Origin of the sequence: Nostoc sp. (assembly GCF_036917675.1) — a bacterium.
Lineage (GTDB): Bacteria > Cyanobacteriota > Cyanobacteriia > Cyanobacteriales > Nostocaceae > Nostoc.
In genome coordinates this window covers 81,776-97,868 of record NZ_JBALCT010000031.1, presented here as the reverse complement: position 1 = coordinate 97,868, position 16,093 = coordinate 81,776, and the positions used below count along the sequence as shown (strand labels likewise).

17 protein-coding genes and 1 pseudogene are annotated in these 16,093 nt (G+C 42.3%); 11 read left to right on the top strand and 7 right to left on the bottom strand.

Going from position 1 to position 16,093, the window contains the following annotated elements; all coding sequences use genetic code 11:
• The 3 genes from V7K31_RS10860 to V7K31_RS10850 all read left to right on the top strand — a co-directional run.
• Nucleotides 1-706 (top strand): WD40 repeat domain-containing protein (locus V7K31_RS10860; protein ID WP_335094309.1); only part of this gene is annotated, 706 nt, incomplete at its 5' end.
• Nucleotides 707-709: 3 nt separating this feature from the next.
• Nucleotides 710-1,726 carry an AAA family ATPase gene (locus V7K31_RS10855; protein ID WP_335094308.1) on the top strand — a complete coding sequence of 339 codons (1,017 nt, stop codon included), beginning with the start codon at nt 710-712 and terminating at the stop codon, nt 1,724-1,726.
• A 205-nt stretch (nt 1,727-1,931) separates the two neighbouring features.
• Nucleotides 1,932-2,183 carry a hypothetical protein gene (locus tag V7K31_RS10850; RefSeq protein WP_335094307.1) on the top strand — a complete coding sequence of 84 codons (252 nt, stop codon included), beginning with the start codon at nt 1,932-1,934 and terminating at the stop codon, nt 2,181-2,183.
• Between the two features lie 253 nt (nt 2,184-2,436).
• On the opposite strand, the gene cobM is transcribed toward V7K31_RS10850, so the two are convergent.
• Together cobM and lgt are read right to left on the bottom strand one after the other, a co-directional pair.
• Nucleotides 2,437-3,261 carry a precorrin-4 C(11)-methyltransferase gene (cobM, locus tag V7K31_RS10845; protein ID WP_335094306.1) on the bottom strand — a complete coding sequence of 275 codons (825 nt, stop codon included), beginning with the start codon at nt 3,259-3,261 and terminating at the stop codon, nt 2,437-2,439.
• A gap of 231 nt (nt 3,262-3,492) precedes the next feature.
• Nucleotides 3,493-4,368 carry a prolipoprotein diacylglyceryl transferase gene (gene lgt, locus V7K31_RS10840; protein WP_335094305.1) on the bottom strand — a complete coding sequence of 292 codons (876 nt, stop codon included), beginning with the start codon at nt 4,366-4,368 and terminating at the stop codon, nt 3,493-3,495.
• Nucleotides 4,369-4,668: 300 nt separating this feature from the next.
• Between lgt and coaD the strand changes: the two genes are divergently transcribed.
• From coaD to V7K31_RS10825, 3 genes are all read left to right on the top strand, one after another.
• Nucleotides 4,669-5,220 carry a pantetheine-phosphate adenylyltransferase gene (gene coaD / locus V7K31_RS10835; RefSeq protein WP_335094304.1) on the top strand — a complete coding sequence of 184 codons (552 nt, stop codon included), beginning with the start codon at nt 4,669-4,671 and terminating at the stop codon, nt 5,218-5,220.
• Complete coding sequence (locus tag V7K31_RS10830; RefSeq protein WP_335094303.1) at nt 5,130-5,798, top strand: DivIVA domain-containing protein; 669 nt, start codon at nt 5,130-5,132, stop codon at nt 5,796-5,798. Before coaD ends, V7K31_RS10830 begins: the two co-directional genes overlap by 91 nt.
• A 145-nt stretch (nt 5,799-5,943) precedes the next feature.
• Nucleotides 5,944-6,270 carry a Ycf66 family protein gene (locus tag V7K31_RS10825; protein WP_335094302.1) on the top strand — a complete coding sequence of 109 codons (327 nt, stop codon included), beginning with the start codon at nt 5,944-5,946 and terminating at the stop codon, nt 6,268-6,270.
• A gap of 129 nt (nt 6,271-6,399) precedes the next feature.
• Here V7K31_RS10825 and V7K31_RS10820 read toward each other — a convergent pair whose 3' ends face one another.
• The 4 genes from V7K31_RS10820 to cysS form a co-directional block, all read right to left on the bottom strand.
• Complete coding sequence (locus tag V7K31_RS10820) at nt 6,400-7,746, bottom strand: TldD/PmbA family protein (protein ID WP_335094301.1); 1,347 nt, start codon at nt 7,744-7,746, stop codon at nt 6,400-6,402.
• Nucleotides 7,747-8,099: 353 nt separating this feature from the next.
• Complete coding sequence (locus V7K31_RS10815; RefSeq protein WP_335094300.1) at nt 8,100-9,539, bottom strand: TldD/PmbA family protein; 1,440 nt, start codon at nt 9,537-9,539, stop codon at nt 8,100-8,102.
• The gene (locus V7K31_RS10810; protein ID WP_335094299.1) at nt 9,529-9,738 is read right to left on the bottom strand and encodes a hypothetical protein; all 210 of its coding nucleotides are present in this window, start codon (nt 9,736-9,738) and stop codon (nt 9,529-9,531) included. The genes V7K31_RS10815 and V7K31_RS10810 overlap by 11 nt, the downstream gene beginning before the upstream one ends.
• Nucleotides 9,723-11,189 (bottom strand): cysteine--tRNA ligase, encoded by a 1,467-nt coding sequence (cysS, locus tag V7K31_RS10805; RefSeq protein WP_335094298.1) that lies wholly within the window; start codon nt 11,187-11,189, stop codon nt 9,723-9,725. The genes V7K31_RS10810 and cysS overlap by 16 nt, the downstream gene beginning before the upstream one ends.
• Before the next feature lie 136 nt (nt 11,190-11,325).
• Between cysS and V7K31_RS10800 the strand changes: the two genes are divergently transcribed.
• Nucleotides 11,326-12,423: a CobW family GTP-binding protein gene (locus tag V7K31_RS10800; protein ID WP_335094297.1), complete on the top strand. Its 1,098-nt coding sequence runs from the start codon at nt 11,326-11,328 to the stop codon at nt 12,421-12,423.
• 98 nt (nt 12,424-12,521) lie between these two features.
• Here the strand turns inward: V7K31_RS10800 and V7K31_RS31845 are convergent, their stop codons facing one another.
• On the bottom strand, nt 12,522-12,740 hold the full coding sequence (locus V7K31_RS31845; protein ID WP_442941258.1) for a hypothetical protein: 219 nt from the start codon (nt 12,738-12,740) through the stop codon (nt 12,522-12,524).
• 259 nt (nt 12,741-12,999) lie between these two features.
• On the opposite strand from V7K31_RS31845, the pseudogene V7K31_RS10790 reads away from it, so the two are divergent.
• From V7K31_RS10790 to V7K31_RS10775, 4 genes and pseudogenes are all read left to right on the top strand, one after another.
• A pseudogene (locus V7K31_RS10790) lies at nt 13,000-13,143 on the top strand (D-aminoacyl-tRNA deacylase); the annotation flags it as partial.
• Between the two features lie 103 nt (nt 13,144-13,246).
• Nucleotides 13,247-13,588, top strand: coding sequence for a photosystem II reaction center protein Psb28 (psb28, locus tag V7K31_RS10785; RefSeq protein ID WP_335094296.1), 342 nt, complete (start codon nt 13,247-13,249; stop codon nt 13,586-13,588).
• A gap of 101 nt (nt 13,589-13,689) precedes the next feature.
• Nucleotides 13,690-14,202, top strand: a complete 513-nt coding sequence (locus V7K31_RS10780) for a MogA/MoaB family molybdenum cofactor biosynthesis protein (protein WP_335094295.1) — start codon at nt 13,690-13,692, stop codon at nt 14,200-14,202.
• A 137-nt stretch (nt 14,203-14,339) separates the two neighbouring features.
• Nucleotides 14,340-16,091, top strand: a complete 1,752-nt coding sequence (locus V7K31_RS10775) for a diguanylate cyclase (protein ID WP_335094294.1) — start codon at nt 14,340-14,342, stop codon at nt 16,089-16,091.
• The last annotated feature ends 2 nt before the right edge of the window (nt 16,092-16,093 follow it).

Below are 16,093 nucleotides of genomic sequence, written 5' to 3'. Positions count from 1 at the left end.
CACCCCCGATGGTAAGCAGGTGATTTCTGCTTCATCTGACAAGACACTCAAACTCTGGAATTTGGAAACTGGGAAGGATGAGCGGACTTTCCACGCTCATAGTGACAGGGTAAATGCAGTAGCTCTCACCCCCGATGGTAAGCAGGTGATTTCTGCTTCATCTGACAAGACACTCAAACTCTGGAATTTGGAAACTGGGAAGGATGAGCGGACTTTCCACGGTCATAGCGACAGGGTAAATGCAGTAGCTCTCACCCCCGATGGCAAGCAGATGATTTCTGCTTCATCTGACAAGACACTCAAACTCTGGAATCTGGAAACTGGGGAGAATGAGCGCACTTTCTACGCTTATCGCGACTGGGTAACAGCATTAGCCCTCACCCCCGATGGCAAGCAGGTGATTTCTAGTTCATTTAACAACACACTCAAACTCTACAATCTGCAAACTGGTAAGAATAAGCCTACTTTCCACGGTCATAGCAAATCTGTAAATGCAGTAGCCCTTACCCCCGATGGCAAGCAGGTGATTTCTGCTTCATCTGACAACACACTCAAACTCTGGAATCTGGAAACTGGGAAAGAAATTGCCACTTTTACAGGAGAGGCTCCATTTTATTGCTGTACTGTTGCACCGGATGGGGTGACAATTGTGGCAGGGGAGTCATCAGGGAGAGTGCATTTTTTGCAGTTGGAGAATGTCGAATAAAATATGAACACTTCACCTCGACCCCCAACGCCAATCAATTCTCCCTCCAACCCAACAGAATTTCAACAAGTCATTCTCGAAAAAAGCCAAAACTTTATTGGTCGCGCCTTCGTCTTCACGGCTATATCCAACTTTCTCCAGCGTTGCGATCGCGGTTACTTTACCATAATTGGCGCACCCGGTAGCGGTAAAAGTGCCATCCTCGCCAAGTACGTCACAGAAAATCCCTACGTTCTCTATTACAACGCCCAACTCCCAGGCAAAAATCGCGCTGAGGAATTTATTGCTACTATCTGCACGCAAATTGCCCAGACATCTCAAGAAACGTCTCTACCTTCCCTTCTTCAGCAAGTCAGCGACAAGCTAGAACCTCAACAAAAGTTTATCATTGCTATTGATGCCTTGGATGCCGTTAACCGCAACGACCAAACCCCAGGCTCAAATCTCTTTTATCTTCCCAGATATCTCCCGCGTGGCGTCTATTTCCTTCTCACCCGCCGTCCCTACGTGCGAAAACAATCGGGTTTGTTGATAGAAGCACCTTCCCAAATTCTCGATTTAGCAGAATACCCACAACAAAACCAGGAAGATGTCGAAGCATACATTCGGCAATACGTCAACAACTCAGAAGAACTCACAGCACAGCTAACCGCCAAAAGCGAAAATAATTTCATGTACCTCAGCCAGATATTACCTGCTATCTCTAAGGAGTTTGATGGACTTCCCCCTGGTTTAGAGGCGTATTATCAACAGCATTTGCACAAGATGATTCCCCTTAATTCGCCAACTTTTGAGAGGAAATTGAAATCATTTGTGCTGAGTGTGTTAGTGCAAGTTTCATCACCCTTATCAGCAGAAATCATTGCTAGTGCGATTGATGCTAATGAATACGATGTTGAAGAAGTTCTGGAAAATTGGCGTGAGTTTTTAATACTCCAGGAAATTGATGGAGAAATCCGCTACAGTCTTTATCATTCCAGCTTCCGCGATTTCTTAAGCAAGCAAGCAAATTTTGCTTAGATTCTATAGCGTTTCTCAGTTGAATCCAATAGAGACCTAACCCCCAACCCCTGTTGTTCTCACTTATTACCGTGTCTCTCCAGAATACTTAGTACCTGTGACTCCGGCTTTGCCAGAAGAGATTATAGAAGCAGAAATACAAGAAAAACAAGAAGAATAAGAGGAACCAATTTTCTTTACAGAAAGTTCGCGATCGCTGCTAGATTTGGATCTAGATTTGGATCTAGATTTGGCTCTTTCAGAGGAACCATTTACAAGCCCAGAAATCCCACCAACCTTAATTACAAAAGCTCATCGGGGTAAACGCTTGGTAATGCTGGGGGGAGTGTTGGCGTTGCTTGTGGGGGGTACAACTCTGGGATTATTTGCTTTGTGGCAAATTAATCCTCAAGGATTACAGCAGATGTGTGGGCAACTTCCCCAAAGAGTGCGGCAACTTTGTCTGCCACAAAAGTAGAGACTAGGGGCTTAAAGAATAGATTATACCGAAATATCGTGATGTTGATCAGAAATATCGTGATATTACTAAGAACAGCTTTTAGATTCAAAGTGACGACTAATGAAATGGTGATAATTAGTAAGCAGATTTAGGTCAGCGATCGCACCACACACAAATCTACATCACATCTTGCACCAATGTGGCAGCTAGCAAGCTACTTGGCAAAACTCTGCATCCCTCTGCGTTTTAAAAAAGCCTCATGCCTCAGCGTTTAATGATGAGATGAGCGAAATAAATGACTATGTTCGGGATGATATAAACGCGATCGCCCTTTTGCTGTCGAAAGTGCTGGACTGATTATATAAAGTGTAGTACGAATTAGGTTTTCTTGATGAGTGCAGTCTGCCATTTGATTCAGGGGGACAACCCTGATTTTTTCATCAGGCCAGCCGATGCGAAAGCAAATTGCAATGGGGGTTTCGGCTGAGTAATGTTCGAGTAGTTTAGCTTGAGCATTTTCGACGTGACGCGCACTCAGATATAGGCAAAGGCTAGCCTGATGCGCTGCAAGAGTAGCTAATTCTTCAGTGGCAGGGACTTCCGTACGTCCACTGATGCGTGTCAAAATGATGGTTTGAACTAAACCAGGGACAGTCAGTTCTACTTTTAGTTTGGCAGCAGCAGCTTGAAAGGCGCTAATACCTGGTATGACTTCAAAAGGGATATTTGCCTCGGCGAGGAGGTGCATTTGTTCGTGGATGGCGCTGTAGAGGCTGGGATCGCCAGAATGGAGACGAACTAGAGATTTGTGCTGCGATCGCACCCTATCGATCATAATCGCTAAAATCTCTTCTAAAGTCTGATTCGCAGTTCTAATTATCTCCGCATCTTCTCGGCAAAGTTCTAAAATCTGTTCGGGTACTAAAGAATCAGCAAACAAAATCACATCGGCAGCAGCCAGTAGTTTCTGTGCCTTCACCGTTAATAAATCAGGATCTCCAGGGCCTGCCCCCACAATATACACAGATGGTTCTACAGCATATAATGTTTTTTTAGAGCTTAGGTTTTCGGTATATTCACTCTTAAAAGCACACACGGCAATCCCTCAAAAAATTTTTTGGGCATTTTCTCAGTATCTTTCCGGATTCACCCTTTTCCCCTAGTAGAGAGTAATGGTAGATGCACCCTGGTTAAGCCCTAGAGAATATTCTGGGGCATTTTTTATTTTTGGGCATTGGGCAATTCAATTTTGGATTTTAGATTTTGGATTAAATTTCAATTCTTTAATCTAAAATCTAAAATCTAAAATCTAAAATTCTTACTCCCCTCATCTCCCACTTTCCCCATTTAACTTCGGAGTAGGAACTACATCGGGTAAAGGACGTTTGAGTAAGTAAAGCCAAGCTAACCCAACTAATCCCAATAAAATTCCTAGACTACTGACTACTTGTGCCATCCGTAATGGCCCCAGCATCAAACTATCTGTGCGAAAGCCTTCAATCCACAAGCGTCCTAAGCTATAGGCTGGCCAGTAAACTAGAAACAGCGTGCCTAGCTTCAGACGTGGTTTACCGGATAAAGAGCGGAAAAACAACGTTATTAGTAGCGTAAACACCATTAAATCCCATAGAGATTCGTAGAGAAAGGTGGGATGAAAGTAATCGAAACTAGCATATTCTAGAGGACGATGGTCTGGTGGAATATACAGCTTCCAAGGTAAATCAGTAGGACTGCCAAAAGCCTCAGAATTAAAGAAATTGCCCCAACGTCCGATTGCTTGCCCTAAAATCAGCGAAGGCGCTACTAAATCTGCTAGTTGCCAGAAAGAAACCTGCTTGATTTTGGCAAAGATTAACGCAGCCGAAACGCCACCAAGAATTGCTCCGTGAATGGCAATACCTCCTTCCCAGATAGCAAAGATTTTTCCTGGAGTTTGGGCATATTTTGACCACTCAAAGAAAACGTAATATAGCCGTGCGCCAGGAATTGCCCCAATCAACAACCAAAAAAACAAATCACCTAGCAACTCAGGATTAACATTACGGCGTTTTGCCAAATGCTGGGAAAGGATAACGCCAATTAATACTGCTGTGGCAATCAATAAGCCATACCAGCGAATACTTAGTGGCCCTAATTTCACCAGAATCGGTCCTGGAGAAGTAAATTGAAACGCCAAGGGCAAGGTGGAAAAATCCAGTCCCATGAGAAATTACCTAAAAAAGTTCGTTAACTACTCACGCACTTTGCTAAGTACGGAGTTTCTTGTGTCTCGAATACTAAAGAGTTACGTTTGAATCTACCACAATAGAATTGTGAAGACACAGGTAAAAATCCAGCATCCATATTTAGGAGTCTAAGTTTTAACGCCTAGTTGAGCATAACTTGTCTCGCCAGAACAATTGAGTTGAGCATTCTTACCCAGAGCGCAAAATGGTAGATTTGAGTAAGTTACACAAAACGGTTTCGATATAATCACCTAAACAACTTTGATATATCTAAAATTGTGATTGCTATTTATCCTGGTAGCTTCGACCCCATAACCTTGGGACACCTTGATCTCATCGGGCGCGGTAGTCGGCTGTTTGAGCAGGTGATTGTCGCTGTACTGCGGAACCCCAACAAAATGCCACTTTTTAGTGTGCAGCAACGGCTAGATCAGATCCGTCATTCTACACAACATCTACCGAATGTAGAAGTAGACAGCTTTGATGGTCTTACCGTCAACTATGCCCAAATGCGACAAGCACAAGTTTTGCTGCGGGGTTTACGGGCTGTGTCAGATTTTGAAGTGGAACTGCAAATGGCTCACACTAATAAAACTCTTTCTACTCAAATAGAAACAGTTTTTCTCGCAACCTCAAATGAGTATAGTTTTTTAAGTAGTAGTGTGGTAAAAGAGATTGCAAGGTTTGGTGGTTCTATCGATCATCTTGTTCCCCCACACATTGCTCTAGAGATATACCAATGCTACAATCACAACTTTCCAATGTTGAACCCAATCTCAACGGAAGCAATCCCCCCCCTGAAGAATATCTCGGTGGAGAGGGAAGCATAGATATTCAGCAGGAACTCAACCGCCTAGAGGAAATGGTTCTCTCTAGTCTCAGGATTCCACTGACGGGACGCACACTCATAGATGAAGAAAAGTTACTCGATCAGCTTGATTACATCCGGCTGGCCTTACCATCACTTTTTCAAGAAGCAGCAGTGATTCTGGAACAAAAGGATGAAATTCTGCTGGATGCAGAAGAGTATGGGCAGCAGGTTGTTGAGGCCGCGCAAGCAAAAAGAGCGCAAATTTTAGCTGAAAGCGATATTATTCAACAGGCAGAACAAGAAGCTGAACAACTGCGGCGACAAGCGCAACAAGAGTGTGAGGCCATAATGCAAGAAACCCTCGCCGAGATTGACCGCAAGCGGTATGCTTGTCAGCAAGAGTTAGAGCAAATGCGACAAACTGCGATCGCACAAGCTCAAGAAATTGAAGATGGTGCTGATGTATATGCCGATGGCGTTTTGGGAAATATTGAGCAGGATCTCAAGGATATGTTGCGAATTATCACCAACGGACGGCAACAATTGCAAATTGATAACCTCACTCAGCGCAATTCACCTCCTGGTAAAAAAAGATAGAGGCTCTAACAAGAGATGGAGAAGAATTATAAGTTGGGTTTTGCTATTGCTTAACCCAACACTTTTCATTAAATAAAACTTTTGAGGAACGTACTTGGTAATAAATTTAAAATTTTAGGTTGTCATTAAGCAGGATTTTTAATAAATGCTTACTTTCGCTCAAGTTAACTTTGGAGTAAATCTAGCTGGTTTAATTGGAATTATTTATTTGCTTTGGGCAATTCTTTACTTAATTTTAACAGTAGCTTGGCTAGCCCAACGTGGAAGCAGACTTAGAGGTTGGGCTTTAGCCCTTTACATTATCCAACTTATATTTACGCCAATTATAATGTTGTTAAGTGGAGCAATCTTGTTATTTCAAGGTTGGCGTTTAGATCCAATTCTTCAATTTGAGCAAGTTTTATTGTTAGTATTAATTCTTTACCTAAGTATCAAAGATATTGTAATTAATGCAGTTTACAGAGAGCGGTGATTTTAAAATTGGGAGACAAACCTCACCCCCAACTCCTCTCCTTAGTAAGGAGAGGGGAGTTAAAGCACAGTTTTGTCGGGGTAAGGTTAGATTTCTATTGTTGGCTTTTGATTATCTGTCAACACCTGATTACAAAGTATATGTAAAATCTTCTACCAGCATACCGGGAACTAAACTACCTCCAAGTTGACGACTCTCATAAGTACCTACTTCGGGTATGAATTCTTGAAAAGTGGTCAAATCTACTAAGTTATCTCCCCAAAAGCGATAGAGACTTTCATCAAAACGTAAGTTTTCAATGGGAGCAATGATTTCTCCATTTTCTACCCAAAAACAAGCATAACGGGTCATGCCTGTGATTCTACCAGTTTGGCGATCGCTCCAATTCAAGTAATGCAAATTCGATAAATATAATCCTGTATCTAAACTCGGAAGAATCTGCTCAAATACTAAACTTCCTGGGCTTACTTCTGGCGCTCGTAAAGTCTCTGAACCATTAGCACCATTAGCAATTTTTTGATATTCCTTAGCAGTTCGAGAATTCACCAGAGTGTTTACTAAATCTCCCTTTTCTATTATAGGTAACTCCGGTGCTGCTATTTCTCCCAATTCATTAAATCGCGGTACTAATCCCCGTTGAAAGTTTTCTTTCAAACTAAATGCAGTCGAAAGTTGTTTTTCTTCGCGCCAGAGAGCAGCTAAAGCGCTGTTTCCTTGTTGGATATCGGCTTCGCTTAGAGATCCCCAAGAAAGCATTATTAATAAATCTGCAACAGCAGCAGGTGCAAAATAAGTTTTGTATTGTCCCCGTGGAAGCTCTTTAGCTGGGCGAGCAAGCAATTCTAGTTGCTTTTTGGCTTCGCTGATTTTGGCTATATAAGCAGATTTATCCCAATCACTCCCTGCAAATGTGCCTTTAACTGCTTGTCCAGAGGTAGTGAATAGAGAATAATCTAAGGTAAAAGAATCAGTAGCAAACCAGTGTTTCTGTCTGTTGGAATCACCATAAGCTTTAATTACCACTCCCCCTGCATAGAACCCTGTAAAATCTAATTCAGCAACTAGTTCTAGGACAGTTGGTACTACTGCTTCCGCCACCAATAAATTACCAGAATGTATTTCTCGACTGGTATTATTTCCTGATGGTAAAACTAGATATGGATCGATGGGTAGTAGAATAACTTCGTCACGTAGTTCCTGCAAAGCAGCATATGCTAACTGCCAATCTACGTCCCAATTTCCAGTAAAGGGAAACTGTCGAACACTGCTGCGTTGATCTACCATCAAAGTTAGTTCGATCCAACCATCAGCAACACAACCAGTTTGTCGCACTTTCGCATGATTGAAACGAGTAAATTGACTTCTTTCACTGCTGAGTCTCACAGTAAATTGTTCATTTTCTGCTTTTTTGATAAGTAGAGTTTCAATTAGTTGATTAAAGCTGACTTCTAACGCAGATAATTCCTCAATTTTCATGGATATTAAATATTAATTAGGTAGATGGGATGATAGCAGGGCTATTTCATTCTCATCTAAGTAAGTCGGCACGATAAAACCCATGTATGTTTAGTTTTGTAAAAACTTTGCAATGAACAATCTCTAACCTATTTGCTGATTTTACATTTCGTCACATAGCTTAATTTTTTAACGCCAACTTACTTAGCCCGTCTCAGAATGAATTCTGAGTCTAATAGCGAAAGTCGTCTCAAGACGACTGAGAAAAGGTTATAGTCCGTTTTAACGGACTTTAACTATTAGCCTGGAACTTTAGTTCTGGGCGGTTTATGTCTAGAACGAATAGCCATTACGAATTACGAATTACGAATTATTCAACTTCCTCCGCCAAAAACTTCGACATTAGCAAATACACAAACAGGTGAACCATGTCCTACCCAAATGGCCTGATTTGGTTCGCCTTTACCACAGTAGGGAGTACCATACATTTGCCAGTTGTCAGCATTTCCTACTTGGATTAAGCTGTGCCAAAACTCTGGTGTTGTGGCGCGATAGTTGGGATTGCGGAGGGTTTTAGTAAATTTACCATTTTCAATTAATTTAGCGTACTCGCAACCAAATTGAAATTTGTAGCGGCGATCGTCAATTGACCAAGACCGGTTAGATTCCATATAAACGCCGTGTTCTATTCCAGCAATAATGTCTTCAAAGGTAGCGTTTAAAGGCTCTAAATTCAAGTTGGCCATGCGATCGATCGCTGGTCGATTCCATGAGGAAGCACGGGCACAGGCAACTCCTGCTACACCTGCTCTTGCTTGACTCTCCAGACTACCTAAACCTCGTTGCAGTACTCCTTCTTTAACCAAATACTCCCGCGTTGCGACAGCGCCTGTATCATCAAAGCCATAGCTGGCATATTCACCAGGCACGGTGGGATCAAAAGTAATATTCATCAGTGGCGAACCATATACTAAGTTGCCAAAATCACTTTTATTAACGAAGCTGCCCCCAGCATAGTTACGCTCATCTCCCAAAATTCGGTCAATTTCTAGGGGATGCCCGACACTTTCATGGATTTGCAGCATCATTTGATCTGGGGCTAAAACTAAATTGGTACGGCTGGTTGGGCATTCCTCTGCTGTCAAAAGTTCTACTGCTTGTTTGCCAATTTGTTGCACCCGATGCCATAAATCTTCTTGTTTTAAAAGCTCTACTCCACCTTGGTAACAGTTTGCCTGGGAACCATTGTGACTGCGCTGCTGTACAATCACCCCATCTTGGGCAGTGGCTCCGTAATTAGTGCCTATAGATAGTATTTTTTGATAGACTTCTGAACCGTTGCTGCTGATAAACCAAGATTCTCTCTCGGTTGTGCTAGCACTGGCTATGGTTTGCACAATCTTGTCGTCAACTTTCAGCGTTTGACAAATACGAATCAGTAAATCGTTGATTTCTCCCGAACTCAGAGCATCCAATGGCTCAAGAAATGGAGATTTATATTCACCAACGACTTTAGGGCGCTGACTTTCACTGAAGGGATATATCCACCATTCACTGGCTGCTAGTGCCTGTTTATAGGCTATTTGAGCAGCAGCTTGTAGAGACGGTAATTCCAGAGAGTTAGTAGCTGCATAACCCAGACAGCCATTAACCAAAACTTCCAGCATGGCTCCGACAGTAAAAGATTTGCCATTTAACTGGGGTAAGGCGTCACGGACTAAACGAGTAGCAGAAGTCTCCTTGACGGCTCTGATACCAATCCAATCAGCAGGAATATCGAAACTAGCGATCGCTTTTTTAAGTTCAGACCACATAATTTAAGAAATTGGGAATGGGGAATGGGGCATTGGGAATGGGGAATGGGGCATTGGGCATTGGGCATTGGGCATTGGGCATTGGGCATTGGGCATTGGGAATTGGGCATGGGTTATCTCTTTGTCCCTTTGTCCCTTTGTCCCCTTGCTCCCTGCTCCCTACTCCCCACTCCCCACTTCCCTCTAATTCCGATGCCAACGTGTGCCATCACGACTATCAATTAGCGTAATACCTTCTGCTTGAAGTTCGTCACGAATGCGATCGCTTTGGGCAAAATCTTTGGCAATACGTGCTTGTTGTCTTTGCTGAATTTTAGCCTCAATTTCCGCATCGCTTAAACCTTCTGTTGTAGAAGTTTCTACCTCCGCCTTGGCTTCTAAACCCAAAACTCCAGCCAATGTGACGAGAGTTTGCCATTGACGCTGTAACTCCTGTGGTGATGTTTCGGTTTTCCCTTCATGCACAATAATATTTCCCTGACGGCGCAGTTCTTTGGCTAATTCAAATAGCACTGTTAACCCACCAGGAAAATTAAAGTCATTATTCACAGTTTCTTGGAAGCGTTCAACAGTTTCAGGGAGTAGTGAGCCAGTTCCAACTTCCCAGCCTAGTTTTTTGCCGTATTGGTAGCCGAAAAGTAAACCTTCTTTAATGGTGTGCCAACCGTTGGTTGCTGCGGCGATCGCTTCATCGGTAAAATCTATAGGTGTGCGATATTGAGCGGTTAGCACGAATAACCGCACCGCCATCGGGTCAACTCCTCGATCCAGTAAGTCTCTAATAGTGGTAAAGTTGCCCAAAGATTTGGACATTTTTTCACCATCTACCTTCACCATACCGTTATGTAACCAGTAACGCGCTAAGGGTTTTCCGGTAACAGCCTCAGATTGGGCAATTTCGTTTTCATGGTGGGGAAAAATTAAGTCAGCACCACCAGCATGAATATCTATAGTATCACCCAAGCGATCGCGCACCATTGCCGAGCATTCTATGTGCCACCCTGGACGACCTGCGCCCCAAGGTGATTCCCAAGCAGGTTCTCCCGGTTTTGCTGCCTTCCATAAAGCAAAATCAGAGGGATCTTTCTTTTTCTGGTACTCTGGATCTTCCACGTTGACGCGTAGGCGCAGCCCGTCGTAGACATCGCTTTTCCCCGCTTGAATATCTTCTAACTTGCGTCCCGAAAGCTTGCCATATTCAGAAAAATTTCGTACTGCATAATACATATCGCCGTCAGCAGGGTAGGCAAAACCCTTATTTTCCAACTCATGAATTAACCGTTGAATACCATTCATCGTGTGGGTAGCGCGGGGATACTCATCAGCTTCTTTGATCCCCAGCCGCGCCATATCCTCAAAATATGCTTTGATAAAGCGATCGGCTACAGCTTCCATTGATGAATGTTCAACACAGGCTCGATTCAGAATCTTGTCATCAATATCAGTAAAATTTTGGATATATCGGACTTGATAACCGATAAACTGGAGGTATCGGCGCACTACGTCCCAAACGATGCAAGCTCTAGCATGACCCAAATGGCAGTAATCATATACCGTCACGCCGCAGTAATACATCTTAACCTTGCCTGGTTCGACTGTTTCAAACGGTTCTTGACGACGGGTGAGGGTATTGTAAAGGGTTAAGGTCATAACAGAGTAATGCGGAAATAAGGAGATACGTAATAATAGGGTAAGGCCGCTGGGATGACAGTCCAGCATCCCTATGCTAATGTTTTCTGGACTATCTGCGCTACATTACTATTTTTTGACATTTGATAACAGCGCTATGCAATCAGCAGTTACACCCGAATCTTCCGCAATGGATACGCCCAAACAAGGAATCCCAGTAACAATTATTACGGGTTTCCTCGGTAGTGGCAAGACGACTTTACTTAATCATATCCTCAACAACCAACAGGGTTTGAAAACCGCCGTTCTCGTGAATGAATTTGGCGAAATTGGCATCGATAACGAGCTAATTGTTTCCACTGGTGAGAACATGGTGGAACTAAATAATGGTTGTATCTGCTGCACTATTAATAATGATTTGGTAGATGCAGTTTACAAAGTTTTAGAACGCCAAGAAAAGCTAGATTATCTAGTAGTGGAAACAACTGGATTGGCAGATCCGCTCCCAGTAGCTTTAACATTTCTGGGCACAGAATTGCGGGATTTAACTCGTCTGGATTCGATTATTACCGTGGTAGACGCGGCGAATTACAGCCTAGATTTATTTAACTCTGAGGCAGCATACAGCCAGATTGCCTATGGTGATGTAATTGTGCTGAACAAGACTGATTTAGTTGATGAAGCCACTTTGAAGGAGTTAGAAAGAAAAATTAATGAAGTTAAGGAAGGAGCAAGAATTATTCGCACCACGCGATCGCAAGTGCCACTTCCTTTAATTCTCAGTGTTGGTCTGTTTGAGTCTGATAAATATTTTGACACAGTGGTGGATGAACACGACCATCACGATCATGATGACCATGATCACTCAACCTGCGGTCATGATCATCACGATCATGCCCATGATCACCACGATCACCATCATTCTGACCATTTAGAAAATGATGGTTTCACTTCCATATCTTTCCAGAGTGAGAAGCCTTTTTCTATTAAGAAGTTTCAGTATTTCTTAGATAACCAGCTACCCTCAAATATCTTCCGGGCGAAGGGAATTATGTGGTTTGATGAAAGTCCGAAGCGTCATATTTTCCACCTTTGTGGTAAACGCTTCACCTTGGATGATGATGAATGGCAAGGTAAATTGAAAAACCAACTAGTGCTGATTGGTCAAAATTTGGATCGTGACGCTTTAATTGCTCAACTCGAAAACTGCATTTGCCTACCTTCAACCTCTCGCGGTAAAGGGTTTGGAAAATAAAAGTTAGGAGTGAGGAATTAAGAGTTTAACACTCGTACTCGTTCCCAGGTGGAACCTGGGAATGCCTTCCTAATGGCTCCGCCATCGATTTTGAGCAATTAAAATGAGAGAATAGCGTAGGCGTAGCCCGTCGTAGACATCGCTTCCTCACTAATTTCTGAAATTACCTCAGCAACTTGTTGTAACGCAGCAGTGTGATCATTTCTCTGACTTAACACCGCAAATGGTAATAATCCTGGATGCTCCAAAAATACAGATGTTGGTTGCTCCCAAAGGCAAATTACCTCGAACCGATCAAAGCTTTCTTCCAAAGTCAATGTGGTTTGCTATACAAGTTCTGAATTTGTCTGTTGCAGCAGCGAAAGCTCAGAAGGGCAAAATTTAAGTGAGGGTGATAGATTCTCCTAGCAGCCAAGTGGCAAAGTCACTGGAGAAAGTTTCAGTAAGGAACTTACAAACGTTATCAAACATTAAGGAACGTGGATTAAATAAAATGCAAAACTTCATCGTGTTTCACGATCCCTCTCCAATATATCGGAGAGGGATTGAGGGTGAGGTAAGCCAGAGGCATAAGCAGCAGAAGATTTGTATAATCGTTTTGTTACCAAGTTAAGTGCTAGCGGTTTGCAGGTGGAAACAGGTCAATTTGGTGCAATGATGCAAGTTACAATTGAAAACGATCGCTCTGTGACTTTGATACTTGAAAAAGAGGCATCTTAAGTATATATACTAAAAAAATAATCACACTAGCCTATAGACAGTGCAGTTGTAATTGGTGAGAGAATATTAAATTAACCATCACAAAAGTTTAAATTCATTCATCATGGCGAAAATCCAGTTTTCTAAAGGTCTTGACGAGGAAGCAATTCCAGAGGTGCGCCTGACGCGATCGCGCACTGGTGACAGTGGTACAGCGACGTTTATTTTTACCAATCCGAAGATTTTAGATCAAGGCAGCACCGAAGATATTACCGGGATGTACTTGATTGACGAAGAAGGGGAAATAATTACCCGTGAAGTTAAAGCTAAATTTATCAACGGGAAACCGGAAGAATTAGAAGCACTTTACGTGATGAAATCAGCCCAAGAATGGGATCGCTTTATGCGCTTCATGGAGCGGTATGCTGAAGAAAACGATCTCGGACTGAGCAAAGCTGAAAAATAGGGCATAAGGCATAGGGCATTGGGCATAAGTAATTATTTTCATGTCCAATGTGCTATTTCCCATGTCAAATTACTCGTTATCGAAAGTTGAAAGCTTAACCGATGACACAACAACCCCACCCAGACTCGCCGATAATTACGGTAACTTGCGCTGTGGTTACTGTCAGCGATACACGCACTTTTGAAACAGACAAAAGTGGCCAGCTAATTCAGCAATTACTCCTTGGTGCTAACCATACTGTAGGAGCCTATACGATTATCAAAGATGAACCAACACAAATTCAAGGGCAGATAGAAAATCTGGGTAAAAGCTTAAATTTGGATGCTGTAATTTTCAATGGTGGTACAGGTATTGCACCAAGAGATACCACCTACGATGCTATTGAAAACTTGCTGGAGAAAACGTTACCGGGATTTGGTGAGTTATTTCGTTTTTTAAGTTATCAAGAAATTGGTTCGCGGGCGATCGCTTCTCGTGCCGTTGCTGGTGTTTATCAAAATAAATTAATCTTCTCGCTTCCTGGTTCCAGTAATGCTGTGCGACTGGCAATGGAAAAACTGATTTTGCCGGAACTCACTCACTTAGTAAGTCAGGTTTGTCAGGGGGTGAAATGAGCAGCCGTTCAGAAAGTTACTATAATAACTTTTGTAAAACTAACACATCACGCATTGAACTCATCACTTCTATCGTTACATTTTCAGCCTATCTAGAATTATAGTGAAACGGATGAAATATTCATATCAGGTCAGCAATGGAGCCTATTCAGTGGAATTGCATGATTGCTCACGGCATCACTGCATTTTCATACTTTGGCATCCCTACAGTAATAGGGGTTTTCTTTGCCAAAACTAAGACAACTATCCCTTCTAAGTTTTGGCTAGCCTTTTTTTTATCAGGTGCATTCGTACTATTTTGTGGATTTCATCACCTTCTGGCGGTATTTGAGCCACATTCGCCAGTGTCGCTGTTGCACTTGGGGATACTTGATGTAATGGCGTTTATTTCCTTGTCTGCTTTACTCTACCTGATGCCAACCGCTTATCAAATTATCGAGGCGATCGCCAGATATCAAGAAAATAACCGCGAACTTGAACGCAGCCAGCAGATGCAACGGCTATTCCTAGATCATGGACCTTTTGTAGCCTATATCAAAGATGAGCAATCTAGAATGCTCTACTACAACCAGGAGCTACAGTTTAGATTTTCGGTAGATTCACAAAAATTGTTGGGGAAAACGGATATTGAATTCTTGCCAGATATAGAACAGGGGCGGCAGGTAATGGAAAACGATCAAATCGTTTTGAAAACTCTACGTCCCTTGAAGCTGATTGAAGAGGTAAATACGCCTAATAATAATCAGCCGTGCTATTGGCTATCGTTTAAATTTCCGTTTATCGATTACGCAACGGGCGCTAACCGCATTGGTGGATTCAGTATCGATATTACAGAATCCATAGAAGCAGAGCGATCGCTCACTAACCTAAATCAGAACTTAGAAGAAAAAACACTGAAATTAGAGGTAAAAAAACGAGAACTTATATATCTCTCAGATATGGCGGATATGCTTTACTCCTGCGAGTCTAAAGATGAGGTATATAAAGTGGTGGCTTTAACCTGTTCTAAGCTGTTTCCTAATATGAGTGGTTGTATTTGTATAATTTCTAATTCCAAGAATTATGTTCAAATGAATAGTATTTGGGGAGACGAAAAAAGCAGTAAAGAAATATTTTCACAATCTGAGTGTTGGGCATTGCGGCGAGGGAAATTCAACCTTTTATCACCTGGTAACTCAGGACTGATGTGCAGCCACTTAATACAGCCTGTTAGTGGCGCACATTTGTGTATTCCTTTGTTTGGACAAGGCGAAGTAGTTGGCATTTTACACATCCATGCGTTTGAAGAAATCAGCCCAGAAGATCAACAAATTAGTGAGATTATTGCTAGAACATTAGGCTTTGCACTGAATAATCTATCGATAAAACAACGTCTAACCCATGATAACTTGCGGGATGGGATGACCCAACTATTCAATCAAAACTATATGCAAACCATAACGGAACAGAGGCTAGCGGAAGCTGAACGGTTGGGACAACCTCTGAGTGTTATTTTCCTTGATATCGATAACTTCAAATCTTACAACTCGCGCTATGGGCATGTGACTGCCAACATTGTTCTTAAGGGATTAGCAAAACTGCTGTTAAAATCTATTCGCTCCTTTGACATTGCTTGCAGATGGGGTGGTGAAGAATTTGTAATTGTCATGCCTAATATGACGCTAGAAACACTCAGGAAACGAGTAGAACAACTAAGGCTAGATGTTGAACAAATGCAATTGAAGGACGGCGATCAGATCCTCGAAAGGATCACCGCTTCCTTTGGAATAGCTGTATCAGAACCAGGGATTACAATTAAGGATTTTCTGAATCGGGCAGATCAAGCGATGCTTGAGGCAAAGCGAACAGGGAAGAATCGGGTTATTGAGTATGTAAATACTTATAATTAATT